Consider the following 21,746-nt stretch of genomic DNA (forward strand, 5'->3'; position numbering starts at 1 on the left):
GCATCGGCTGACAGAACGGCGCGGCATGTCCGCGCCGTTTTCGTTTGCGCGGCCGCATAGACTGCGCGGATGAGCGAAACCGACGCATGGCGCGCCTGGCTGGTCCTGCTGCGCACCCCGGGCCTGGGGTCTTCCATCCTCCGCCAATGGCTGCTGGCCCACGACCGGCGCATCGAGACCGTGCTGGCGCACGCGCCGCGCCGTGCCGCCGCGCTGGGCGCGGAGGCCGTGGCCTGGCTGGAGCGGCCGGACGAGGCCCTGATCGCCGCCGACCTGGCCTGGCTGGCCGAGCCGGGGCACCGCCTGCTGTGCTGCACCGAGGCCGATTTCCCGCCCCTGCTGGAGGCCATCCCGAACCCGCCCGCCGCGCTGTTCGTAAGCGGCGACGCGGGGCTGCTGCTGTTTCCGCAGGTGGCGATCGTGGGTTCGCGCAGCGCCACCGCCGCAGGGCTGGCGCAGGCGCGGGCCTTCGCGCGGGAGCTGGCGGTGGCCGGCTTCGTGGTCACCAGCGGCATGGCCGACGGCGTGGACGGCGCGGCCCACCTGGGCGCGCTGGATGCAGGCCGGCCCACCGTCGCGGTGGTGGGCACGGGGCTGGACCGGGTGTATCCGCGCAAGCACCTGGCGCTGGCGCACCGGATCGCCCAGGAAGGTGTCCTGGTCAGCGAATTTCCGCTGGGCACGCCGGCCGTGGCGGGGCATTTCCCGCGGCGCAACCGGATCCTGTCCGGCCTGGCCCTGGGCACCCTGGTGGTGGAGGCGGACCTGGAGTCGGGCTCGCTGATCACCGCCCGCCTGGCCGGCGAACAGGGCCGGGAGGTGTTCGCCCTGCCCGGCTCCGTCCATAATCCGCAGTCCCGTGGCTGCCACCAGCTGATCCGCGACGGCGCCAGGCTGGTAGAGACGGCGGCCGAAGTGGCCGAGGTACTGGCGCCGCAGGCGCGTGCGCTGGGCGTGGAGCTGGCGGCACGGCTGCAGCTGGACGCCGGCGCGCCCGCGCAGGCGGTCCAACAAGGCTGGAGCGGCGACCCGGAATACGGCCAGCTGCTGGCCGCCCTGGGCCACGACCCGGCTAGCCTGGACGAACTGGCCGGGCGCACGGGGCAATCCGCCGCCGCCTTGTCCTCGATGCTGCTGATGCTGGAGCTGGAGGGCGTGGTGGCCGGCTTGCCGGGCAATCGCTACCAGCGCCTGCCGGGTTAGCCGCGCCGGATGGCCGAAATGGCTCTGGGCCTCGTTTTCACGAGACCGAGCTTGACGGCGTAGGCCCGGCATGCCTTTAACTAAATAAAGAAGGCCCGCCCATGTGGCGGGCCGTTGGCTTCTGGAAACCCCGCTGCATGGCAAAGAATCTGCTCATCGTCGAGTCGCCCGCCAAGGCCAAGACGATCAACAAATACCTGGGCAAGGACTTTCAGGTCCTGGCCTCCTACGGTCACGTGCGTGACCTGAAGCCGAAGGAAGGCGCGGTCGATACGGACCATGGCTTTGCCATGGCCTACGAGATCATCGAGCGTAACCAGAAACACGTCGACGCCATCGCCAAGGCGGCGCAGGTGGCCGACGACATCTATCTGGCGACCGACTTGGATCGCGAAGGCGAGGCGATCAGCTGGCATATCAGCGAGATCCTGGAAGAGCGCGGCCTGACCAAGGGCAAGCAGCTGCACCGCGTGGTGTTCTCCGAGATCACCCCGAAGGCGATCAAGGCCGCCGTGGCCCAGCCGCGCCAGCTCTCGCACGACCTGGTCGACGCGCAGCAGGCGCGCCGCGCGCTGGACTACCTGGTCGGCTTCAACCTGTCGCCGGTGCTGTGGCGCAAGGTGCAGCGGGGGCTCTCTGCCGGTCGCGTGCAGAGCCCGGCGCTGCGCATGATCGTGGAGCGCGAGGAAGAGATCGAAGCCTTCGTCGCCCGCGAGTACTGGTCGGTCGAAGCCGCGCTGCGCCACCCGGAGGGCGACTTCAGCGCGCGCCTCACCCGCCTGTACGGCAAGAAATTCGAGCAGTTCGACCTTACCAACGAGGCCGACGCGATGGCCGCCCGCGCGGCGCTGAAGGAGGCCGCGCACGGCCGCCTCACCGTCAGCGACGTCGGCAGCAAGGAGCGCAAGCGCCGCCCGGCGCCGCCGTTCACCACCTCCACCCTGCAGCAGGAGGCCGCGCGCAAGCTCGGGTTCTCCACCAGCCGCACCATGAAGGTGGCGCAGGGCCTGTACGAGGGCGTGGCGCTGGGCAGCGAGGGCAACGTCGGCCTGATCACCTATATGCGTACCGACTCGGTGGCGCTGTCCGAAGACGCCGTCGGCGAGCTGCGCCAGCTGATCGCGCGCGACTTCGGCAACAAGGCGCTGCCGGACCAGGCGCAGGTCTACAAGTCCAAGTCCAAGAACGCGCAGGAAGCGCATGAGGCGATCCGCCCGACCTCGGCCATGTACACGCCGCGCGAGGTGGCTTCGTATCTCAACGACGAGCAGCGCAAGCTGTACGAGCTGATCTGGAAGCGCACCGTCGCCTGCCAGATGATCCACGCCACGCTCAACACCGTGTCGGTCGATTTCGCCCTGCCGCACGCCGCCGGCGGCGAAGCAGGCTTCCGCGCCACCGGCACCACCGTGGTCGATCCGGGCTTCCTGGCCGTGTACGAGGAAGGCCGCGACCAGAAGAGCGCCGAGGACGACGACGAAGGCCGCCGCCTGCCCCGGCTCGAAGTGGGCGAGCAGATCGCGCTGCACGACATCCTGGCCGACCAGCACTTCACCGAACCGCCGCCGCGCTATTCCGAAGCGAGCCTGGTGAAGTCGCTGGAAGAACACGGCATCGGCCGCCCGTCGACCTACGCCAGCATCATCCAGGTGCTGCTCAACCGCGAATACGTGTTCCTGGACAGCCGCCGCTTCAAGCCCACCGACGTGGGCCGCGCGGTGAGCAAGTTCCTGACCCAGCACTTCACCCGCTACGTCGACTACGACTTCACCGCCAAGCTCGAAGACGAGCTGGACGCGGTCAGCCGCGGCGAGGAAGCGTGGGTGCCGCTGATGGAACGCTTCTGGCAGCCGTTCAAGCAGCAGGTCGAGGAAAAGACCGAGACGGTCGACCGCAGCGAGGCCACCGGCGCGCGCGAGCTGGGCACGGATCCGAAGTCCGGCAAGCCGGTGTCGGTGCGCCTGGGCCGCTACGGGCCGTACGCGCAGATCGGCGACAAGGACACCGACGAGAAGCTGCAGTTCGCCAGCCTGCGTCCGGGCCAGAGCATGCACACCATCACGCTGGAAGAGTCGCTGGAGCTGTTCAAGCTGCCGCGCAAGCTCGGCCAGGCCGAGAACGGCGACGAGGTGTCGGTGGGCGTGGGCCGCTTCGGTCCGTTCGTGAAGCAGGGCAACACCTATGCCTCGCTGAAGGCCGAGGACGACCCGTACACCATCGAGCTGCCGCGCGCGCTGCAGATCGTGCAGGAGAAGCTGGAGCTGCTGGCCAACCGCGTGATCCAGGACTTCGGCACGGGCGTGCAGGTGCTCAACGGCCGCTTCGGCCCGTACATCACCGACGGCGAGAAGAACGCGCGCATCCCGAAGGATCAGGACCCGAAGACCCTGACCGAGGCGCAGTGCGTCGAGCTGCTCGCCGCCGCGCCGGTGAAGAAGGGCCGTGGCGGCGCCAGGAAGAGCGCGGCGAAGAAGGCTGCGCCGGCGGCGAAGAAGGCCGCCGCGAAGAAGGCCCCGGCGGAGAAGCCGGCGGTGAAGAAAGCCGCCGCCAAGAAAACCACTGCCAAGAAGACCGCCAGCAAGAAAACGGCGACCAGGAAAGCGGCTGCCAAGAAGACCGCCGCGAAGAAGCCGGCCGGCAAGGCCGGCGCTTGAGTGGCTCACCGCTTCACCCTAGATGACCTGGACGATGCCGTCGCGCTGCTGCGCGGCGGCGGCGTGCTGGCCTATCCCACGGAAGCGGTGTTCGGGCTGGGCTGCGATCCGCACGATCGCGCGGGGTTCGAACGGATCTTCGCGCTGAAGCAGCGCCCGCCCACCCAGGGCGTGCTGCTGATCGCCGCCGAGCTCGCGCAGGTCGAGCGCTACATCGAGCGCAGCGCGGTGACCGACGAAGTGATGGCGCAGGTCCGCGCCAGCTGGCCCGGACCGAATACCTGGATCTTCCCGCGCTCGGCCGAGGTGCCGGACTGGGTCGCCGGCGCCCATGCCGGCATCGCCCTGCGCGTCACCGCGCACCCGCCCGCCGCCGCCCTGTGCCGGGCGTACGGTGGCGCCCTGGTCTCGACCAGCGCCAACCCCCACGGCGAGCCGCCGGCGCGTTCCGCGGCCGCGGTGGAGGCCTACTTCGGCGAGCGGCTGGCCGGCGTGCTGGACGCCCCGCTGGGCGGCCTGGAGCGGCCCACGGTGATCCGCGACGCACTGACCGGCGCTATCATCCGCGCCTGACCCGAGCCGGCTCGCCGGCCCGCCTGAATGCGCTCTGGACGTTACCGGTGCCAGTGGGGAGGTATTCAGCGGCGGTCGCGAGGATGGGAAGAGCCTCGCCGGGCCCAATCCGATATCCGTTCCGTCGGTCCGGTTTTCCGGGGCGGCTTCATGGATGCGTTGCCGGTGAACAGTACGGGGAGATACCGCTTGGCCATTGTCTACGACAGCTACCGCCACGATCCGGCCAGTACCGGGTTGCCGCTGCTGGTCGCCGGTCAGCCGGCGCGCACGGTGGCCTGGCGCGGCGCGGAGGCGGTGAGCGCCGCGCAGTTCCTGGCGCACGTGCAGCAGGTCGCCGCCGCGCTGCCCACCGCCACCGCGGCGGTGAACCTGTGCGAGGACCGCTACGCCTTCCTGGTAGCGTTCTGCGCCATCGCGCTGCGCGGCCAGGCCAACCTGCTGCCGTCCTCGCGCCAGCCGCAGGCGGTGATGGAAGTGATGGCGGCGCATCCGGGCAGCTATGCGCTGGGCGAGCTGGCGCTGGACCCCGCGCCGCCCGGCTACCGCCGCATGCCGGCGCTGGATGCACCCGCGGCCGACGGCGAAACGCCCGCGCCGCTGATCCCCGCCGAACAGGTCGTGGCGATCGGCTACACCTCCGGCTCCACTGGCGTGCCCAAGGCCTATCCGAAGACCTGGGGCAGCTTCCACGCCAGCAACGCCGGCAATATGCGCGCGCTGCGCGCGATCGTCGGCCCGCGCTTCGACGTGGTCGCCACGGTGCCGCCGCAGCACATGTACGGCATGGAGACCTCGGTGCTGCTGCCGCTGCTGGGCGACGTGGGCGTGCATGCGGCGCGCCCGTTCTTCCCGGCCGACGTGGCCGACGCACTGGCGCAGACTCACGGCCCGCGCGTGCTGGTGATCACGCCGATCCACCTGCGCGCGCTGATCGAATCCGGCGTCGCGCTGCCGCCGATCGCGGCCATGGTCTCGGCCACCGCGCCGATGCCGGCCGAACTGGCGGCGACGGCGGAGCAGCGCTTCGGCGCGCCGCTGCTGGAAGTGTTCGGCTCCACCGAAACCTGCGTGATCGCCTCGCGCCGCGCCGCCGCGGACGAACCCTGGACGCTGTACGACGGCGTGCGCCTGCATCCGCAGCCGGACGGCACCCTGGTCGACGCGCCGCAGCTGGCGCAGCCGATCGCGCTGGCCGACATCGTCGCGCTGCAAGACGAAGGCCGCCGCTTCCGCCTGTGCGGCCGCCATGCGGACCTGCTGGAAATCGCCGGCAAGCGCGCCTCGCTCGGCGATCTCACCCGCCGCCTGCTGGCGGTGCCGGGTGTGCGCGACGGCGTGGTGTTCCAGCTCGACGGCGACACCATCGGGGTCAAGCGCATCGCGGCACTCGTGGTGGCGCCGGGGTTGGACGAACACACCATTCTGGAAGCCCTGCGCGGCTCGGTGGAGCCGGTGTTCCTGCCGCGCCCGCTGCGCCTGGTCCAGTCCCTGCCGCGCAACGAGACCGGCAAGCTGCCGCGCAGCGCGCTGATGGAACTGATCGGCCGCTGACGGGCGCCCCTCCCGCTACAATGTCGCGCTGCGCCACGCAGGCGCACCCTTGGTAGTGGAGCAAGGCATGAAAGTTCTGGTCATCGGCAACGGCGGTCGCGAACACGCGCTGGCGTGGAAGCTCAAGCAGTCGCCGCGCGTCAGCGAGGTGATCGTCGCCCCCGGCAATGCCGGCACGGCGCGCGAGCGCGGCCTGCGCAACGCCGACGTGGCGGTGACCGACCTGGACGGCCTGCTCAAGCTGGCGCGCGAGGAAAAGGTCGAGCTGACCGTGGTCGGCCCCGAAGTGCCGCTGGTGGCCGGCGTGGTCGACAAGTTCCGCACCGCCGGCCAGCGCATCTTCGGGCCGCGCGCGATCGCCGCGCAGCTGGAAGGCTCCAAGGCCTTCGCCAAGGACTTCCTGCTCCGCCACAACATTCCCACCTCGCGCTACGCGGTGTTCACCCAGCTGGAACCGGCGCTGGCCTATGTGCGCAAGCACGGCGCCCCGATCGTGATCAAGGCCGACGGCCTGGCCGCCGGCAAGGGCGTGGTGGTGGCGCTGACCCTGGCCGACGCGGAGCTGGCGCTGCACGACATGCTCGGCGCGCACAGCTTCGGCGACGCCTCCGCGCGCGTGGTGATCGAGGAATTCCTCGAAGGCGAGGAAGCCAGCTATATCGTGATGAGCGACGGCAGCCACGCGCTGCCGATGGCCAGCAGCCAGGACCACAAGCGCCGCGACGAGGGCGACCTTGGCCCCAACACCGGCGGTATGGGTGCGTATTCGCCGGCACCGGTGGTGACGCCGGAAGTCGAGCGCCGCATCCTCAAGGAAGTGATCGAGCCGACCCTGCGCGGCATGGCCGCCGAGGGCGCGCCGTTCATCGGCTTCCTCTACGCGGGCCTGATGATCGACAAGAGCGGCACGCCGAAGGTGATCGAATTCAATGTGCGCTTCGGCGATCCGGAAACGCAGCCGATCATGCTGCGGCTGAAGTCCGACCTGGTCGAGCTGATCGAGGCGGCACTGGACGGCGAGTTGCGCCACACCACGGCGCATTGGGATGCGCGGCCGTCGATCGGCGTGGTGATGGCGGCGGGCGGGTATCCGGGCAAGGTGCGCAGCGGTGATGTCATCACCGGGCTGGATACGGCGTTCGGCGCGGACGTCAAAGTTTTCCACGCCGGCACGAAGCTCGATGCACAGGGCCAGCCCGCCACTGCCGGCGGCCGCGTGCTGACGGTGTGTGCGCTGGGCAAGGACATCGCGGCGGCGCGCCAGCAGGCCTATGCGGCCGCGTCGAAGCTGCATTTCGACGGGGCGTTCTGCCGGCGCGACATCGCGCACCGCGCGCTGCATCGCTGAACAACGCACGGCGTAGGTTGGGGTGAGCCGAAGGCGAACCCCAACGGTGCGATGAGCCTGGCCATGTTGGGGTTCGCCTTCGGCTCACCCCAACCTACGCTGCTTCTGCGGTTTGCAGGCTGGATTTCCAGCTAGGCTATGCCGTCGCTCTGACGCCAAGGACCTGCATGAGCCAGTTCTCCCTGTTGGGCAGCCGCCGCTTCGCGCCCTTCTTCTGGACCCAGGCACTGGGCGCGTTCAACGACAACGCGTTCCGCAACGCCATGGTGATGCTGGTGGCGTTCCAGATGGGGCTGGACGACCGCACGGTGTCGCTCTACACCAGCCTGGCGCCGGCGCTGTTCATCCTGCCGTACTTCCTGTTCTCGGCCAGCGCGGGGCAACTGGCCGAGAAGTACGAGAAGACGCGCATCATCCGCTTCGTCAAGCTGTTCGAGATCGGCGCGATGCTGCTGGCGGCGATCGGTTTCTATACGCACCACGTGTCGCTGCTGCTGGTGGTGCTGTTCCTGATGGGCCTGCATTCGACCGTGTTTGGGCCGATCAAGTACGCGATCCTGCCGCAGGCCCTGAGGCCGCAGGAGCTGGTCGGCGGCAACGGCCTGGTAGAGATGGGCACGCAGCTGGCGATGCTGGTGGGCATGATCGCCGGCAATGCGCTGATGCTGATCGCCGGCTTCGGGCCGGTGGCGGCGTCGGCCTTGACCATCGTGGTGGCGTGCATCGGCTATCTGGCTTCGCGGCAGATTCCGTCGGCGCCGGCGACCGCGCCGGAACTTCGTTTCAGCTGGAATCCGTATACCGAAACGGTGAAGGTGCTGAAGCTGACGCGCGCCGATCGCGCGGTGTTCAACGCGGTGCTGGGCATTTCCTGGTTCTGGTTCTTCGGCACCGTGCTGATTTCCCAATTGCCGAACTACACGCGCCTGAACCTGGGTGGCGACGGTTCGGTGAATACGCTGGTGCTGACCTTGTTCTCGATCGGCACGGGCATCGGCTCGCTGTTGTGCGAGCGCATGTCGGGGCGCCGGGTGGAAGTGGGCCTGGTGCCGCTGGGTGCGTTCGGCCTGACCGTGTTCGGCGTGGACCTGTACTTCGCGCGCTCGGGCCTGGCCCTGATGCACGGGCTGGACTGGACGGCGTTCCTGCACTCGCCCGGCAGCTGGCGCATTGCGCTGGACCTCACCCTGGTCGGCATGTTCGCCGGCTTCTACGTGGTGCCGCTGTTCGCGTTCGTGCAGAGCCGCGCGCCGCGCGAGCAGCTGTCGCGGATCATCGCCGGCAATAACATTCTCAATGCGCTGTGGATCTGCGTGGCTTCCGGCTTCGGGCTGGGCTTGAGCGCGGCGGGGCTGACGCCGGCGCAGATCTTCCTGGCGACGGCGCTGCTGAATATCGCGGTGGCGGTGTACATCTTCACCCTGGTACCCGAGTTCCTGATGCGGTTCATCACCTGGGTGCTGGTGAACACGTTGTATCGCGTGCGCGTGGACGGCACGCAGCACATTCCCGAAGAAGGGCCGGCGCTGCTGGTGTGCAACCATGTCAGCTTCATGGACCCGCTGCTGCTGATGGCGAACCTGCGCCGGCCGGCGCGCTTCGTCATGTACTACAAGATCTTCAATATCCCCGTGCTCAACTTCGTGTTCCGCACGGCGAAGGCGATTCCGATCGCGGGGCAGAAGGAAGATCCGGACGTGCTGCGCAAGGCCTACGAAGAAGTCGATGCCGCGCTCGCCGATGGCGAAGTGGTGTGCATCTTTCCGGAGGGCGGCCTGACCAAGGATGGCGAGGTGGCGACGTTCCGTCCCGGTGTCGCGCACATCCTGCACGGGCGCCCGGTGCCGGTGGTGCCGATGGCCTTGCGCGGCTTGTGGGGCAGCGTGTGGAGCCGGCGCGACAACCTGCTGCGCCGCGCACGCCTGCCGCGGCGTTTCCGCGCCAGGGTCGAACTGGTGGTGGGTGAGCCGGTGGCGCCGGCCGATGCTCAGCTGTCGCTGCTGGAGGAGCGGGTGCGCGTACTGCGCGGCGACAAGGCCTGATGCAGGAAAGCCGGCGGCTCAGTGCAGCCAGCCGGCCACCACGATCAGCGCCACCACACTGAGCCACGCCAGCAACGCACGCAGCAGCGCGCTGCGCAGGCGGCGCAGTTCGCCGAGCACGTCGATGCGCTCTTCGGCATAGCCGTCGCCGGCTTCGATATCGACTTCAATGTCCGCACGCGCCGCGGCGCCGAGAAAGCCGGGGCCTTCGCGCAGCCAGCTGCCGGGAATCGCCTGCTGGTGCCACTGCCGCCAGGCGCCGATCACCGCGTCCCAGTGGCCGACCAGGGCCAGGGTGAACACCATCAGCTGCGCGGGTACCCAGTCCAGGCCGTGCGCGATGCGGCGCGCGAGTGCCTGCGCATCGCTGTCCAGGCGCAGCGAGGCGTCGCTGCGCAGCGTCTGCGCCAGCCGGTACAGCAGCGCGCCGGCCGGGCCCAGCACGAAGAACCAGAACAGCACGCCGAAGCGGCGGCGCAGCGCGGCATAGGCCACCGCTTCGCCGACGGCGACGGCATTCCAGGCGATCGGCTCGCCGTCGTCCGACAGCGCCTGCACGGCGGCCTGGCGGCTGACGCCATCGGATGCCTTGAGGATCGCTTCTAGATCCGCCTCGTAGGCGTGCGGGCCGAAGCAGTACAGCAGCACCGCCAGCGAGAACACCAGCAGCACCAGGTCGCGCACCGGCAACAGGCTGATCAGCCAGATCGCCAGCAGGCACAGCACTACCGGCACGGCCAGCGCGATCACCGTGCGGCCGGCGCCGCTGGCGTCGCCGAGCTGGGCCACCCAGCGCCGGAAGCCGCCGTCGCCGCGCCAATGCGCGAGCGCCGGCTGCAGGTGCAGCAGGCCGAGGGCGATAAGGGCGGTGAGCAGGCTGACGGCCATCGATGGGGACTCCCTTGCGTTGGCCGCATTGTAGCGAGGAGCGTGCGACAGCCGTGCGCTCGCGGGGCAGGCCTTTCTTTATACGTCGTTGGTCGTGCGCGGCTTCAGCGCGCCGGCGTGGCCCGTGGTGCGCGTGCCTGTTCGACCAGCACGTCGAGGTCGAGCCCGGCGCGCCACTGCAGCCAGTGCGCGAGCAGGTGGTACGACACCGACAAGCGCGGCGACGGCAGGAAGCTGCCGTCATGGAGGCCGTCGACGATCTGCTGCGGGGTGAACCAGCGCGCGTCTTCGAGTTCGTCGTCGCGCAGGCGGATCGCCGGCGACAGCGCTTTCGCCATGAAGCCGACCATCAGCGAAGCCGGCAGCGGCCACGGCTGCGAGGAGTGGTAGTGGACCTCGCCGACCAGCACGCCGGATTCCTCGGCGACTTCGCGGCGCACCGCGTCTTCCAGCGCCTCGCCGGGTTCGACGAAGCCGGCCAGAGTGGAATAGCGGCCCGGCGGCCAGCCGGCCTGGCGGCCGAGCAGGCAGGCGCCTTCGTATTCGACCAGCACGATGATCGCCGCGTCGGTGCGCGGGAAATGCAGGCGGCCGCACCCGGCGTTGGTGCATTGCGCGCGATGGCCGGAGGCGACCAGCACCAGCGGCGCGCCGCAGCGCGCGCAGAAGCGCGTTTCGCGCTGCCAGTGCGCCAGGCCCTTAGCGTAGGCGAACAGGCCGGCCTCGTCGGCGGGCAGGCACAGGCCGGCGTCGCGCAGGTTGGCGCGGCGGGCGTCGAGCGGGGTTTCCAGGGCGGCGGCGCGGTCGGCGTCGTCCAGCGCCAGCAGGAAGTACGGGCGGCCGTCGGCGAAGCCGAGCAGGCTGGCGTCGACGTCGCCGAGCAGGCTTTCGCGTTCGGCCGCGCCGAGCCAGCGCAGCGCTTCGCCGTCCTTGCGCAGATAGCTTTCGCCGAGGCTGTCCAGCACCAGATAGCGTGCATCCGGCGAGACGCCCTGTTCGGCGACCCAGGCCAGCTCTTCGCGCCGCTCGGCGACGCGATCGAGGATCAGGCTGAGGCCGGCGAAGGTGTTGGGCCGCGGCAGGGTCTTGCTGTCCATGCCCGAGGGCCTTTAGGCGGAGAAGGAGGAACCACAGCCGCAGGTGGTCTTGGCGTTGGGATTGCGGATCACGAACTGCGAGCCGCTGAGGCTTTCCGAGTAGTCGATCTCGGCGCCGGTGAGATATTGCAGGGAGAGCGGATCCACCAGCAGGGTGACGCCCTCGCGCTCCAGCGCGAAGTCGTCCTCGGCCTGGGCCTCGTCGAAGGTGAAGCCGTACTGGAAGCCGGAGCAGCCGCCGCCGGTGATGTACACGCGCAGCTTCAGCGCTGGATTGCCTTCTTCCTGGATCAGCTCGCGCACCTTGTGCGCGGCGGCCTCGGTGAACACCAGCGGCGCGCCGGCGCTGCGGTAGTCGGGAATGGTGGGGAAGGGAACGACGGTATCCATCGCGATCACATGGGGTTGCAGCGGGCGATGCGCAAGGATACCGCGTTTCGGTCCCGGCTCAGGCAGGGATGGCTTCGCCCAGGCTTTCCGGGGCCGGCAGCTCGCGCGGGGCCTCGCCGGTGCGGTGCGACATGCGGCCGTTGACCTGGGCGCCGGCGGCCATCTCCAGGGTCTTGTAGTGCACGTCGCCGTGGATCCGCGCCTGCGGTGCCAGTTCCAGGCGCTCTTCGATATGGATGTCGCCCTGCACCTGGCCGTTGATGATGGCGTGGGGCACGCGGATGTCGCCCTGCACCTGGCCGGATTCGCTCAGGGTGAACACGGCGTCGGGGCCTTCGCCCAGCACGGCGCCTTCGATGCGGCCGTCCAGGTGCAGCGCGCCGCTGAAGCGCAGGTCGCCCTGGATCACCGTGCCGCGGGCGATCAGGCTGGTGTCGTGGGAGGTGCTGCTGCTGGTGCGCTCGGTGCGCTGCTTACGGTTGAGCATGGGAGTCCCCTGGCTTGGTGAGAGTGCCGCCGACGGCATCGTTCCAGGCGACGGTGCGGTTGACCGCATCGTCGCCCGCGGGCTGCGCGCTGACGTACACGCGATTGGGGCGGAAATCCGCCGGCAGCACGATGGTGGCGTGCAGTTCCTGGAAATACTTGAGGCGAAACGGCAGGCCGTCCTTCTGCGCGGTGTCGCCGAGAGCGGGCCATTCCAGCCGCACCACCTTGTCGCCGCGCAGGCCTTCCACGCTGAGCGTGGCGGTGCCGCTGGTGTCTTCGCCGCGCTTGGCGTTCTGGGTGAGCGAGACGGTGAGGTTCCAGCCCTTGGTGCCGTCGATCGGCTGCACCCGCACGTTCTGGATGCGCAGGCCGCCGCGCTGGGCGTCGCCGCCGACCAGGCGGGCGTAGAAGTCGAGGTCGGTGCGCAGGCCGCTGATTTCTTCCTCGCGCTCGGCCAGGGTAGTGCGCAGCGAGCGGTTGGCGATGTCGTTGACCTGGGCGGCGCGCAGCTGGTTGGAGACCTGCTGCTTGAGATCGTCGTTTTCGGTGCTCAGCGCCTGGATCTGGCGGTGCTCGCTGGCCGCGGGCGTGCCGTGCCCGACCAGCAGGCCGGTGACCAGCACCGCCAGCAGCAGGCTGGCGAACCACGCCACGCCCAGCCAGATCCAGCGACGGCGCTGGCCGGCCATATCGTGCGGTCGCACGATGAAGCGCGGTGGTGGACGTGAAGCCATGCGGGGCCTTCCCGGGGAAAAACACGGTATAGCCGCGCTGTGACAAGAGCGTCAAGGAACGGCCGCACGCTTCGGCAGCCGTTCCCTGCATTTCGCGATAATTTCAGGACGTTTATGTCCGGATCGTGACCGATCAGCTGGACATCTTGCTCTGCAGGTAGCGCTCCGCGCCGATGTCCTTGATCAGGCTCTGCTGGGTTTCGAGCCAGTCGATGTGCTCTTCCTCGTCGTGCAGGATGCCCTTGAACATGTCGCGGCTGACGTAGTCGGCGATGCCTTCGCTGTAGGCGATCGCTTCGCGCAGGTCCTTCACCGCGGCGATTTCCAGGTCCAGGTCGCCCTGGATGCATTCGAGCACGTTCTCGCCGATGCGCAGCTTGCCCAGGTGCTGCAGGTTGGGCAGGCCTTCGAGGAACAGGATGCGCTCGATCAGGTGATCGGCATGCTTCATTTCCTCGATCGATTCCTTGTACTCGTGCTCGGCCAGCTCGCCGTAGCCCCAGTCCTTGAACATGCGGTAATGCAGGAAGTACTGGTTGATCGCGGTGAGCTCGTTGTAGAGCACCTTGTTGAGGAACTCGATGACCTTGGTGTCGCCCTTCATGGTGTTGTCTCCTGATCGCTGCAACTGGCGACTATACGGATCGCTGCCGCGCCATGATGGAACGCAAATAGGAATGCTTCGCTCACACGAAAACGCCCGCGGCGAACCGCGGGCGCCAACGTAACCGTGGGGACGGTATTAAGCCGTGACGATGGGCAGTTGCAGCAGCATCTGCTGGACCGCCTTGTCGAGCGTGGCGCGCGCTTCCTGCTCGCAGCAGCCGCAGCAGTCCGAGCAGCCGGTGCGGGACTGCAGCTCGGCGAACGAATGCACGCCATCGGCCGCGGCGCGGCGGATGTCGTGGTCGGTAACGGCGTTGCACATGCAGATGTACATGAAGCGTATGGGAACGCAAATGCGAATGATTGTCAACTGATGTGCCCGCATGCCCGGGGCGGGTATTCAGGCCGCCTGGCAACCCGGGCCGCTGCCGCCGGCCGGCCGCTCGGCGTCGTCCTGCCGCTGCAGGTTGCCGACCTGGATGCTCAGCAGGGTCTCCACCATGGGGGCGAACTGGCGCAGCGCCCGCTCGTAGACCTGGCGCTTGAAGTTCACCACGTGGTTGGCCGGGTACCAGAAATCCACCCAGCGCCAGTGGTCGAACTCGGGTTTCTCACAGCCGTCGAGACAGAAGGCGTCCTCGTTGCTGACCAGGCGCAGCAGGAACCACACCTGCTTCTGGCCGATGCACATGGGGCGCTGGTGGTGGCGGAGATAGCGGTTGGGCAGCTTGTAGCGCAGCCAGCCGCGGGTGGCGCCGATCACTTCGACGTCCGCGGCGCCCAGGCCGGTTTCCTCGGTCAGCTCGCGGTACATGGCTTCCAGCGGGGTCTCGTCGCTGCGCATGCCGCCCTGGGGAAACTGCCAGCCATCACGATTGACGCGGCGCGCCCAGAACAGGCGGCCGTCTGTATTCAGCAGCACGATGCCCACATTCGGACGGTAGCCATCGACGTCGATCATGTCTTCTCCTAGGGCAGGTGCTGCCATGAAGCCGGCAACACCTTGTTCCCGCGACCGATTCAACCACAGCCCCGGAAGCACCGGCAAGCTAAGCCTGAACCCCAGACTTGAACCCATGGCTAAGGCCGACTAGACTTTCGGGCCCTCGCCCCGGTGCTCCCGCGCCCCGCCGGGCGAAGACCTTACCGTGGCTAGGTAGCTCAGATGGTTAGAGCGCGGCACTCATAATGCTGAGGTCGGCGGTTCGATCCCGCCTCTAGCCACCACTCCCTCTTCTCAAGCGATCTCACGCGTTATCAGAAACGCCCCGCAGGGCGCATTCTGGCGCGGTTTTCGTCGATCTGTGTTCTCAGGTCGTCTCACTGGATCGCAGCAAAACGCACGCATATTGTGAGTATATTTGTGAGTACAAAGCGGCCTCGGGACAGCGCTTCGAGGGAAGTACTCACAGCGCACCGGAAGGCGGCCTCACGGAGAGAGACAGCGTGTCGAAGTTGACTGTGCTTGCGGTTCGTAATGCGGAGCCGCGCGAGAAGATGTATCGCTTGCCTGATGGCAAGGGGCTGAACCTACAGGTGGAGCCGAACGGATCAAAGTATTGGCGCCTGCGATACCGCGATCCAGCCGGCAAGCCCAAGATGCTTGGCCTCGGCGTTTATCCCCCCATGACGTTGGCTCAAGCGCGCGAGGCCGCTGACGAGAAGCGCCGTCACCTGGCCAACGGTGTTGACCCTGTGGCGCAGAGACGGGCCGAAAAGCTGACTCGGGCTGTTGCGGCCGAAAATACCCTCGAGGCTGTCGCGCGCGAGTGGATCGAGGTCAAGCGGATCGGCTGGGCTGATAGCTATACCGAGAAGGTCGTACTACGGCTAGAAAACGACGTGTTTCCCTGGCTCGGCGATCGCCCGCTGAAGGAAATCGCCGCGCCGGAAATCTTCGCTGTCCTGCAGCGCGTCGTCGCGCGCGGCACTCTCGATACGGCGCACCGGATTCGTCGGCACCTGAGCCAAATCTTCCGGTACGCCATTCCCACCGAGCGCGCCGATCGAGATCCTGCAGCGGATCTGAAAGACACACTGCCCGAGCTGATCTCGGGACGCTTTCCCACCATCACGGAGCCAGCCCGCATTGGCGAACTGTTGCGAGCGATTGCCGGCTACACAGGGACGTACATCGTGCGCGCTGCGCTGCAGATTAGTCCGCGCGTCTTCTGCCGCCCTGGCGACCTTCGCTTTGCTGAGTGGTCGGAAATGGATCTGGAGCGGGGTGAATGGGCTGTGCCCGGCGCGAAGTTGAAAGGTCGCAAAAAGCAAAAAGCCATTGCGCCGCCGCTGGTCATCCCTCTATCGCGGCAAGTCGTTGCGATTCTTCGAGAGCTGCGACCGATTACCGGCAACGGCCAGCATGTGTTCCCAAACGCCGTGCATCGTGGCCGACCCATGTCCGAGAACACCCTCAACGCAGCGATCGCACGTCTGGGTTTCAAGGGCGAGATTGTCACCCATGGCTATCGCCACATGGCGAGCACGCTGCTCAATGAGGCCGGTTGGGATGGCGATTGGGTAGAACGACAGCTTGCACATAAGGATAAGGATGCTGTGCGCGACATCTATAACCAGGCGCAATATCTCAAAGGCCGCAAAGGTATGCTTCAGGCTTGGTCCGATTATCTCGATCAGCTGCAGGTCGGAAGGCTAGACGCGGAGATTCGCATTGCGGTTGCCAGCCGAGCTGCTGCGTGATCGCGATCTGAGCCGACAGGTCTCAGGGCGCTCGGGTATGACCGTTGTTCCCTGCTTGGCGAGCAATCCTGCCGTTACCTTGGCCATAAACGAGGGCGCGTCGCCTACCTAAGTCGTCGCCGCTTGCGGCGCACTTTGCTAGGAATACCCTTGGGCCACCATTCGTCACGTACAACCGGCAGCATTGGCGCAGATGTAAGCGGAGGAAAGGGCAATTCGGGGGCGATGTAAAGGTAGTCCCATCGCAATGTTGCCTCGAGCACCTCCAGGAATAGTGTTGTATCCGCAAAGTAGTTTGGATAGGCCTTACGAAGTGCCATAACGTTTTCCACTGTCACCAGCACGACGTCGCCGCGATCACCGAGGCGTTCCTCAGCGGCGGCATATGCCTCTTGTGCTCGTGAACGCTCCGAGTCCCTGAATGAACGCACCGATAGCTCGTCTTCGTCGAGATCTAACTCGAGTAGATACATCGACGCTTCACCAGTCTGACCTGCCTCCTGCACGAAGCGGAGGGCCTCGCTATAGTGCGCGAGACGGTTGAGCACCTCCAATTCATCCACCTGCGCCTGCAACTGGAGGGCGAGCCGTTGATGCTCGGCAGTGACATGCAGGTCGTGCTCCTCTAGCCTCGCGAAGGCGTTGCTCGCGATCTTGAAGAATTCGCGCCATCGCGGATCGCCTTCGCCTGCTTTAATAGCCTCTCGGCGAAAAAGTCCGACCGTTTCCACTGCAGTAGCCCAGGCGTGCTGAATCTTGGTTCGAAGCTGGACTTCAATGCGTAATCCGTTGTAAGCCGTTTTTGTGCCGCGCCCTACATATTTGTAAACGAGGTGGATCCCGCGGTAGCCGTCATCTTTGGGGGCAACGATGTAGTCGTCGGTGCTTTCCAGTACGTGCCTCGCGCGACTGTCATTGAATGCGGCCCTTAGGGCGTAGACGGCCTCAACATCCTGCAAGATTGCTCGACAACCGCCTATGTCTTGCATGCGCGCCAGATCCATCGCTGCGAAGCGTTGGAGCTTAGCCATGATGGAAGGCGCTCGCTTCAACCTTTGAGCGGTAAGTGCGTTCCGGTCTATACGTTGCGCTCGAGCGCGAAGCGTGACCTGAAACGTGTTGAGCGGGTACGCGTGTGCAGAGCGCCAGTTGTCGAACACCACGTGGGCGGCCATGTATTCCTGGCGCCGTTTGGAGAAGTTTGGGTCAGCCAGGTTCTCTGCAGTGAACGTTGGAACATCTCGTCGCGCCAGAGTGTCGCCTGCACGGCGCACTGAGCCCCTTGTATATCGCGGTCGCTCCCATTCCATGCGTCATCTCTTCCGTTTAATTATGTTGAGTGATCTCGTTTCGGTACAAAGACAACTACGAGTCGGAATGTTTTGCCACATCATGGAGCGCTGAGAACTAGAGTAAACAAGCCTCGCACTAGTGCTCGCCGTCATCACCGTCCCCGTTACTGCCTGAAATGTCGGCTTCTGGTCGAAATTGGACATTTCCCGTTCGCTGATCATAGCTAGCGTAGCCACTACTTCACTGAAAGGGCCCAATCAGATGAGCCATACATGGCTGAAATGATGGCGGTCGCCGCCGTATCGCTGACTGACGACCGCGGCGCCGTCTCAGGTGGCTATGGCCACGAGCTTGTCAGTACGGGCTTTCAGATCGCTACTGATCATATCCAGTAGCTGATAGGCCGCATCGGGCTGCAAAACGTTCAGGCGCATACCTTCGCAAATACCGGTGGCCACGACATCGAGCGCATCGAGGCGCAGTCGCAGCGCCTCGAGTTCGCGAAGGAGGTCGGGGGGATGGCGGTCCGGTTCGGTCATTGTTCGTACTCCTTGAGTTACTCACGAGCGATCGCCGTGCCGGTATCACTGCGCGGCACCGCGAAATCGCAAGTTCCTTCGAGAGCAATGTTCGGACCACCCCGTCAATTTCTTGGCGCGGCTCGCTTCAATCGTCGCTTGAGCGCGCCGCGCGATCGCGACGAAACACCCGGCACTTCTCCTGTGAGCGCAAGCAGGCCGATCACCGGCTCGAGGCCGGCGATCGGTGGTCATGGGGGTTAGATGCCGAGGGCGCGGCGCTGTTCGGCGAGGCGATCGACGCCGTCGACGAGGAAGAGCATGTTGAGCAGATCGATCTCGATCTTCACGGCGCCGTTGATGCTGAGCTTGTAGTAGCTGCAGGGCGTGGTGAACTTGTGCTGCGTGTTGTCGCCCGGTTTGGCGCTGCCAAAGTCCAGCTCCTTGTGTCGGCCGCGCACGACGACCTCGACGGCATCGACCGCACCGGTGTCGTCGCTCTGGTACGCCCCGGCGAAACGGATCAAGCAACCGCCCACGGTGGTGATGTCCGCCTCAAAGCTCACGCCTTCGCGGCGCAGATCAACGTTGTCGAGCAGCTCGGGTTGGTTCGCGGACAACCAGGCAAGCAGTGCGACCCAAACGATCAGCGGATCCTCGGCAAAGTCGGTGAGGATGATGTTGAGCGTGTAGGCGCACTCGAAGGACAAGCCGGGCACGTAGGTTGCGTGGAGCGACCCCTTGTCGATGAAGACGAGAAAGCGTTCCGGGTCGCGCGCGAGATCCGGCAGTGCGGCCACCAGCGCAGCACGCAGGCTATCGGGTTTCTTCATGGCACGTCTCCACTGTTGACCCGCACCCAGTCCTGCAGCGCCGTCAGCTGTTCGGTGATGGCATGGCAGGTGGTGTAGTTGTCGACGACGGTGCCGGCGACGGCAGAGAGCGCAACGCCGCTGGCTTGCGCATCAGCAGCTCCGGGGCGATCGGGCATTGTGGACGTCGCGGTGGCGTCATGGAGGCGCACGAAGCCAACAGGAACGATGCAAGCAGCATCGGCGGACGTAGGAACATAGATCGGCACCTTGTGGAGGATGGTTTGACCCTTCTCGCGCACGATCTGCACGCGATCGACGTACTGGGTCACGACGCGCTCGCCATCGGTCTTCGCGGCCAGCTCGCCGATTAGGTCGCGCGAACGTTCCTCCGCCGAGCGCGCACGGGCTTCGGCGTCATCGATCCGGCCGACGGTGATCGTGTGGTAGAGCCACAGCGTACCGAGCAGCGCGATGGCGAGCAGGACTTGACGCAGCATGCTCATGCGGCAGCGACCGCGATATGGCGTGCGTAGGCGCGCGTGAGCTTGGTGTCGTACAGGTTGTCGGCGTAGGCCGGACCGTTGTAGCGCTTAGCAAACGCCGCCCACTTGCGGCCGCGCAGCGCCTTATGAAGCTCCGGATCTCCCTGCACGAAACGCACGAAGGTGCCCAGGTGCTCAGCCTCACCCTGGGCAAACGCCGCGGCCAGCCGCTTCGGGATGCCGATATCGCGCGCATGCAGCGCCATAAGAGCGGCGCCGGCAAACGCACCGACGATGGCATTGCCATCCATACCGGGCAGCAGGCTCGCCACGCTCACGCCGGCCGCCGCCAATCCGGCAAGGGTGGTGCTGGTGGTAGTGGGTTCGGCCATGGGGATTCCTGTGTCAGGTCCAGAGCTGCACGAGCCCGGTCTCGACCGGTACTCGCATCACGGCATCGGGCAGCGTTACGGCGTACCCGGTAGGGAGAAAGGGACCCGCAGCAGATCGTCGCCGGTGACGTGGCCGCCATCGGGCAGTCCGGCGCGTTCGGCAATTTCCTCCACCACCAGGGTGGGGAGATCGCGCTGGTAGTGCTCGGGCAGGCGCAGGTCGTGTTTCAGCAGGTGCTCAGCCATGTCGAGCGCCTGGCCGATCTCACCGGTGTCGATGCTCCACACCATCACGGTGGCGAACACGTCATCCTGCACAGGCTGGTCGGCCTCGAGCACGCCGCGGATCCACGCGGCGTACTCAGGCAGACGCTGCCGCTTCACAGCGATCTTTTGCTCGATCGACTTGATGTCCTTGAGGACGCGCTTGTCTTCGGCCAGCTTGGCGCGCATGAGCTCGTAGGCGGAGCCCCCCGACAGGGAGGCCTCGCCGTCTTCCGCCGCACGGGCCGTGGCTTGTGCCGCGAGGATGCGCTGGCGATGCAGTTGGGCAGGCGACGGCATGGCTTAGATGACCTTCGTCGCGCCGGTGACGACGATGTTCTCGATCAGGCAGCCGTGACCGTAGTCCTCCACGACGTAGGCGTCGTTGGAGCTCTCGTAGTTCGTCACCCGCTTCCACTCCGGCTCTTCCTTGATGAAGCGACGACGACCACCTTCCTGCCAGTAGATCGACAGGTTGTCGTAGCTGGTCACCAGGATCGCGTTGGACGGGAAGAACGGCACACCGGCTGCGGCCTGGTTGCCGACACGGCGCTGCGCCAGGATGAGACGGGTGTCGTTACGCATGGGTCGAGCTCCGGGGCGTGCGCGAAGGGGTGAGGCGTTCTTGAATGTCGTGACCGACTAGCAGTCGGTTTGCGCGGTGCCGTTGCCGCCGGTGGCGGCCGGGCGCCGCGGGGCGGCCTCGGTCTGACCCAGCTGCGTGCGCAGTGCCGCAAATTCGGTCTGCGCCGTCGTCGCGTTGCGCTCGATGGCGGCCAAGCGTTCTTTCAGCGTGGAAAGCTCGGTCACCAGGGCGGTGTCGCGCTCGGCGAAGGATTCGACCACCTCGGTCAGGCCATCCATCGCGGCGGCCACATCGGCGAGCTGCGCGTCACTGGACTTGGCCTTGGTGGTGAGCTTGGCCAGGCGCTCTTTGATCTGGGAGAACAGTGCCAACGGCGCCGCCGCCTCGTCCTCGAATTCAATCTCGACGGCGTCGGTCGCGGCGGTTAACAGGTTGTCCGGCGACTGCTTGCGCGCGGTGAACGGGCTGATCGCCGGATTGCCGGCGGCAAACTGCATCATGTCGGTACCGAGGCTGGCCGGGCTGTCGGTAATGCCCAGACCCACCAAGTAGGCGCGACCCGTATCGGCGAACTTCGGATTGACCTCGATGCTGGGATAGATCTTCTGCTTGGCCTTTGCCATCGCAACGAATTCCGTCGTCGGTTCGATCTGGGCGAACAGCGCGAGCTTGCCTTTCAGATCACCCGTGGTGATCTCTTCAGCCTTGACCGCGGTGACATCGCCATAGGCTTTGAACGGTCCCTCGGGAAGGATGCCGCGTAGGTGCTCGAGAAAGATGCGCGCGCCGTAGGTGTTCGGGCTGTAGTGCGATGCGATGTCCTGAATCCAGCTGCGCTCCATCGTGCGGCCGTCGGTGGTAGCGCCTTCAACAGCGACGCGGAAAAACTTGCTCTTGGCCATGGGGAAAACCTCGGTGACGTGGGCGCAGTAAGGGGCGCATCCATCGTCGGCACGCAGGTGCAAAGCGGCAACGCGAGACGGGTGTAGGAGTGGACTCATCCACCCGCGCGAGCCCTGCGAAAGCCAAGCGCTCGGCGACGATGCCGCCATGCTCATTCCACCCCCCGACGTCGATCAGCGCCGCATGGCGCGCGCCCTGTATTGGCAGGGATG

22 protein-coding genes, 1 tRNA gene and 1 pseudogene are annotated in these 21,746 nt (G+C 66.6%); 8 read left to right on the forward strand and 16 right to left on the reverse strand.

Going from position 1 to position 21,746, the window contains the following annotated elements; all coding sequences use genetic code 11:
• Positions 1-69: 69 nt before the first annotated feature.
• From dprA to AB4083_RS21110, 6 genes are all read left to right on the forward strand, one after another.
• Positions 70-1,203: a DNA-processing protein DprA gene (gene dprA, locus AB4083_RS21085; RefSeq protein WP_441610475.1), complete on the forward strand. Its 1,134-nt coding sequence runs from the start codon at positions 70-72 to the stop codon at positions 1,201-1,203.
• A 137-nt stretch (positions 1,204-1,340) separates the two neighbouring features.
• Positions 1,341-3,857, forward strand: a complete 2,517-nt coding sequence (locus tag AB4083_RS21090) for a DNA topoisomerase I (RefSeq protein ID WP_441610476.1) — start codon at positions 1,341-1,343, stop codon at positions 3,855-3,857.
• Positions 3,858-4,430 carry an L-threonylcarbamoyladenylate synthase gene (locus tag AB4083_RS21095; protein ID WP_441610477.1) on the forward strand — a complete coding sequence of 191 codons (573 nt, stop codon included), beginning with the start codon at positions 3,858-3,860 and terminating at the stop codon, positions 4,428-4,430. It begins immediately after the preceding gene.
• Positions 4,431-4,619: 189 nt separating this feature from the next.
• Entirely contained in the window at positions 4,620-5,984 is a 1,365-nt protein-coding gene (locus tag AB4083_RS21100; protein ID WP_441610478.1) for an AMP-binding protein, read from the forward strand.
• A gap of 67 nt (positions 5,985-6,051) precedes the next feature.
• Positions 6,052-7,332 (forward strand): phosphoribosylamine--glycine ligase, encoded by a 1,281-nt coding sequence (gene purD, locus AB4083_RS21105; protein WP_441610479.1) that lies wholly within the window; start codon positions 6,052-6,054, stop codon positions 7,330-7,332.
• 167 nt (positions 7,333-7,499) lie between these two features.
• Positions 7,500-9,374 (forward strand): MFS transporter, encoded by a 1,875-nt coding sequence (locus tag AB4083_RS21110; protein ID WP_441610480.1) that lies wholly within the window; start codon positions 7,500-7,502, stop codon positions 9,372-9,374.
• Positions 9,375-9,392: 18 nt separating this feature from the next.
• Here AB4083_RS21110 and ampE read toward each other — a convergent pair whose 3' ends face one another.
• The 8 genes from ampE to AB4083_RS21150 form a co-directional block, all read right to left on the reverse strand.
• Positions 9,393-10,262, reverse strand: a complete 870-nt coding sequence (ampE, locus tag AB4083_RS21115) for a regulatory signaling modulator protein AmpE (protein ID WP_441610481.1) — start codon at positions 10,260-10,262, stop codon at positions 9,393-9,395.
• 104 nt (positions 10,263-10,366) lie between these two features.
• Positions 10,367-11,359, reverse strand: coding sequence for an NAD(+) diphosphatase (nudC, locus tag AB4083_RS21120; RefSeq protein ID WP_441610482.1), 993 nt, complete (start codon positions 11,357-11,359; stop codon positions 10,367-10,369).
• A gap of 12 nt (positions 11,360-11,371) precedes the next feature.
• On the reverse strand, positions 11,372-11,749 hold the full coding sequence (erpA, locus tag AB4083_RS21125; protein ID WP_441610483.1) for an iron-sulfur cluster insertion protein ErpA: 378 nt from the start codon (positions 11,747-11,749) through the stop codon (positions 11,372-11,374).
• A 58-nt stretch (positions 11,750-11,807) separates the two neighbouring features.
• Positions 11,808-12,236 (reverse strand): bactofilin family protein, encoded by a 429-nt coding sequence (locus AB4083_RS21130; RefSeq protein ID WP_441610484.1) that lies wholly within the window; start codon positions 12,234-12,236, stop codon positions 11,808-11,810.
• Positions 12,223-12,972, reverse strand: coding sequence for a DUF6776 family protein (locus AB4083_RS21135; protein ID WP_441610485.1), 750 nt, complete (start codon positions 12,970-12,972; stop codon positions 12,223-12,225). Before AB4083_RS21135 ends, AB4083_RS21130 begins: the two co-directional genes overlap by 14 nt.
• Positions 12,973-13,105: 133 nt before the next feature.
• A complete protein-coding gene (gene bfr / locus AB4083_RS21140) occupies positions 13,106-13,576 on the reverse strand; it encodes a bacterioferritin (protein ID WP_214572875.1) in 471 nt (156 codons plus the stop codon).
• A gap of 138 nt (positions 13,577-13,714) precedes the next feature.
• On the reverse strand, positions 13,715-13,912 hold the full coding sequence (locus tag AB4083_RS21145; protein ID WP_441610486.1) for a (2Fe-2S)-binding protein: 198 nt from the start codon (positions 13,910-13,912) through the stop codon (positions 13,715-13,717).
• A gap of 66 nt (positions 13,913-13,978) precedes the next feature.
• The gene (locus AB4083_RS21150) at positions 13,979-14,539 is read right to left on the reverse strand and encodes an RNA pyrophosphohydrolase (RefSeq protein WP_441610487.1); all 561 of its coding nucleotides are present in this window, start codon (positions 14,537-14,539) and stop codon (positions 13,979-13,981) included.
• 189 nt (positions 14,540-14,728) lie between these two features.
• Between AB4083_RS21150 and AB4083_RS21155 the strand changes: the two genes are divergently transcribed.
• Both AB4083_RS21155 and AB4083_RS21160 read left to right on the forward strand, forming a co-directional pair.
• Positions 14,729-14,805: transfer RNA gene (locus tag AB4083_RS21155), tRNA-Met, on the forward strand.
• A 219-nt stretch (positions 14,806-15,024) separates the two neighbouring features.
• Positions 15,025-16,281, forward strand: a complete 1,257-nt coding sequence (locus AB4083_RS21160) for a tyrosine-type recombinase/integrase (protein ID WP_441610488.1) — start codon at positions 15,025-15,027, stop codon at positions 16,279-16,281.
• A 104-nt stretch (positions 16,282-16,385) separates the two neighbouring features.
• On the opposite strand, the gene AB4083_RS21165 is transcribed toward AB4083_RS21160, so the two are convergent.
• From AB4083_RS21165 to AB4083_RS21200, 8 genes and pseudogenes are all read right to left on the reverse strand, one after another.
• A complete protein-coding gene (locus AB4083_RS21165; protein ID WP_441610489.1) occupies positions 16,386-17,456 on the reverse strand; it encodes a RelA/SpoT domain-containing protein in 1,071 nt (356 codons plus the stop codon).
• A gap of 447 nt (positions 17,457-17,903) precedes the next feature.
• Entirely contained in the window at positions 17,904-18,113 is a 210-nt protein-coding gene (locus tag AB4083_RS21170) for a hypothetical protein (RefSeq protein WP_441610490.1), read from the reverse strand.
• 239 nt (positions 18,114-18,352) lie between these two features.
• On the reverse strand, positions 18,353-18,925 hold the full coding sequence (locus AB4083_RS21175; protein WP_441610491.1) for a phage tail protein: 573 nt from the start codon (positions 18,923-18,925) through the stop codon (positions 18,353-18,355).
• Complete coding sequence (locus tag AB4083_RS21180; protein WP_441610496.1) at positions 18,922-19,404, reverse strand: hypothetical protein; 483 nt, start codon at positions 19,402-19,404, stop codon at positions 18,922-18,924. Before AB4083_RS21180 ends, AB4083_RS21175 begins: the two co-directional genes overlap by 4 nt.
• Positions 19,405-19,406: 2 nt before the next feature.
• Positions 19,407-19,781: a putative holin gene (locus tag AB4083_RS21185; protein ID WP_441610492.1), complete on the reverse strand. Its 375-nt coding sequence runs from the start codon at positions 19,779-19,781 to the stop codon at positions 19,407-19,409.
• 75 nt (positions 19,782-19,856) lie between these two features.
• Positions 19,857-20,345 carry a phage terminase small subunit gene (gene gpM, locus AB4083_RS21190; RefSeq protein ID WP_441610493.1) on the reverse strand — a complete coding sequence of 163 codons (489 nt, stop codon included), beginning with the start codon at positions 20,343-20,345 and terminating at the stop codon, positions 19,857-19,859.
• Between the two features lie 3 nt (positions 20,346-20,348).
• Positions 20,349-20,618: pseudogene (locus AB4083_RS21195) on the reverse strand (P2 family phage major capsid protein); the annotation flags it as partial.
• Positions 20,619-20,687: 69 nt separating this feature from the next.
• Positions 20,688-21,533, reverse strand: a complete 846-nt coding sequence (locus AB4083_RS21200; RefSeq protein ID WP_441610494.1) for a GPO family capsid scaffolding protein — start codon at positions 21,531-21,533, stop codon at positions 20,688-20,690.
• Positions 21,534-21,746: the final 213 nt, after the last annotated feature.

The organism is Dyella sp. 2RAB6 (assembly GCF_052115385.1).
In the GTDB taxonomy this organism is placed as follows: Bacteria; Pseudomonadota; Gammaproteobacteria; order Xanthomonadales; family Rhodanobacteraceae; genus Dyella_D.

Excerpts from the sequence above, each read along its gene's own strand:
- AB4083_RS21110 (WP_441610480.1), top strand. The coding sequence starts at position 7,500 with ATGAGCCAGTTCTCCCTGTTGGGCAGCCGCCGCTTCGCGCCCTTCTTC.
- dprA (WP_441610475.1), top strand. The coding sequence starts at position 70 with ATGAGCGAAACCGACGCATGGCGCGCCTGGCTGGTCCTGCTGCGCACC.
- AB4083_RS21090 (WP_441610476.1), top strand. The coding sequence starts at position 1,341 with ATGGCAAAGAATCTGCTCATCGTCGAGTCGCCCGCCAAGGCCAAGACG.
- AB4083_RS21130 (WP_441610484.1), bottom strand. The coding sequence starts at position 12,236 with ATGCTCAACCGTAAGCAGCGCACCGAGCGCACCAGCAGCAGCACCTCC.
- AB4083_RS21165 (WP_441610489.1), bottom strand. The coding sequence starts at position 17,456 with ATGGCCGCCCACGTGGTGTTCGACAACTGGCGCTCTGCACACGCGTAC.
- ampE (WP_441610481.1), bottom strand. The coding sequence starts at position 10,262 with ATGGCCGTCAGCCTGCTCACCGCCCTTATCGCCCTCGGCCTGCTGCAC.
- bfr (WP_214572875.1), bottom strand. The coding sequence starts at position 13,576 with ATGAAGGGCGACACCAAGGTCATCGAGTTCCTCAACAAGGTGCTCTAC.
- AB4083_RS21145 (WP_441610486.1), bottom strand. The coding sequence starts at position 13,912 with ATGTACATCTGCATGTGCAACGCCGTTACCGACCACGACATCCGCCGC.
- purD (WP_441610479.1), top strand. The coding sequence starts at position 6,052 with ATGAAAGTTCTGGTCATCGGCAACGGCGGTCGCGAACACGCGCTGGCG.
- gpM (WP_441610493.1), bottom strand. The coding sequence starts at position 20,345 with ATGCCGTCGCCTGCCCAACTGCATCGCCAGCGCATCCTCGCGGCACAA.
- AB4083_RS21175 (WP_441610491.1), bottom strand. The coding sequence starts at position 18,925 with ATGAAGAAACCCGATAGCCTGCGTGCTGCGCTGGTGGCCGCACTGCCG.
- AB4083_RS21185 (WP_441610492.1), bottom strand. The coding sequence starts at position 19,781 with ATGGCCGAACCCACTACCACCAGCACCACCCTTGCCGGATTGGCGGCG.
- AB4083_RS21150 (WP_441610487.1), bottom strand. The coding sequence starts at position 14,539 with ATGATCGACGTCGATGGCTACCGTCCGAATGTGGGCATCGTGCTGCTG.
- erpA (WP_441610483.1), bottom strand. The coding sequence starts at position 11,749 with ATGGATACCGTCGTTCCCTTCCCCACCATTCCCGACTACCGCAGCGCC.
- nudC (WP_441610482.1), bottom strand. The coding sequence starts at position 11,359 with ATGGACAGCAAGACCCTGCCGCGGCCCAACACCTTCGCCGGCCTCAGC.
- AB4083_RS21170 (WP_441610490.1), bottom strand. The coding sequence starts at position 18,113 with ATGACCGAACCGGACCGCCATCCCCCCGACCTCCTTCGCGAACTCGAG.
- AB4083_RS21180 (WP_441610496.1), bottom strand. The coding sequence starts at position 19,404 with ATGCTGCGTCAAGTCCTGCTCGCCATCGCGCTGCTCGGTACGCTGTGG.
- AB4083_RS21200 (WP_441610494.1), bottom strand. The coding sequence starts at position 21,533 with ATGGCCAAGAGCAAGTTTTTCCGCGTCGCTGTTGAAGGCGCTACCACC.
- AB4083_RS21135 (WP_441610485.1), bottom strand. The coding sequence starts at position 12,972 with ATGGCTTCACGTCCACCACCGCGCTTCATCGTGCGACCGCACGATATG.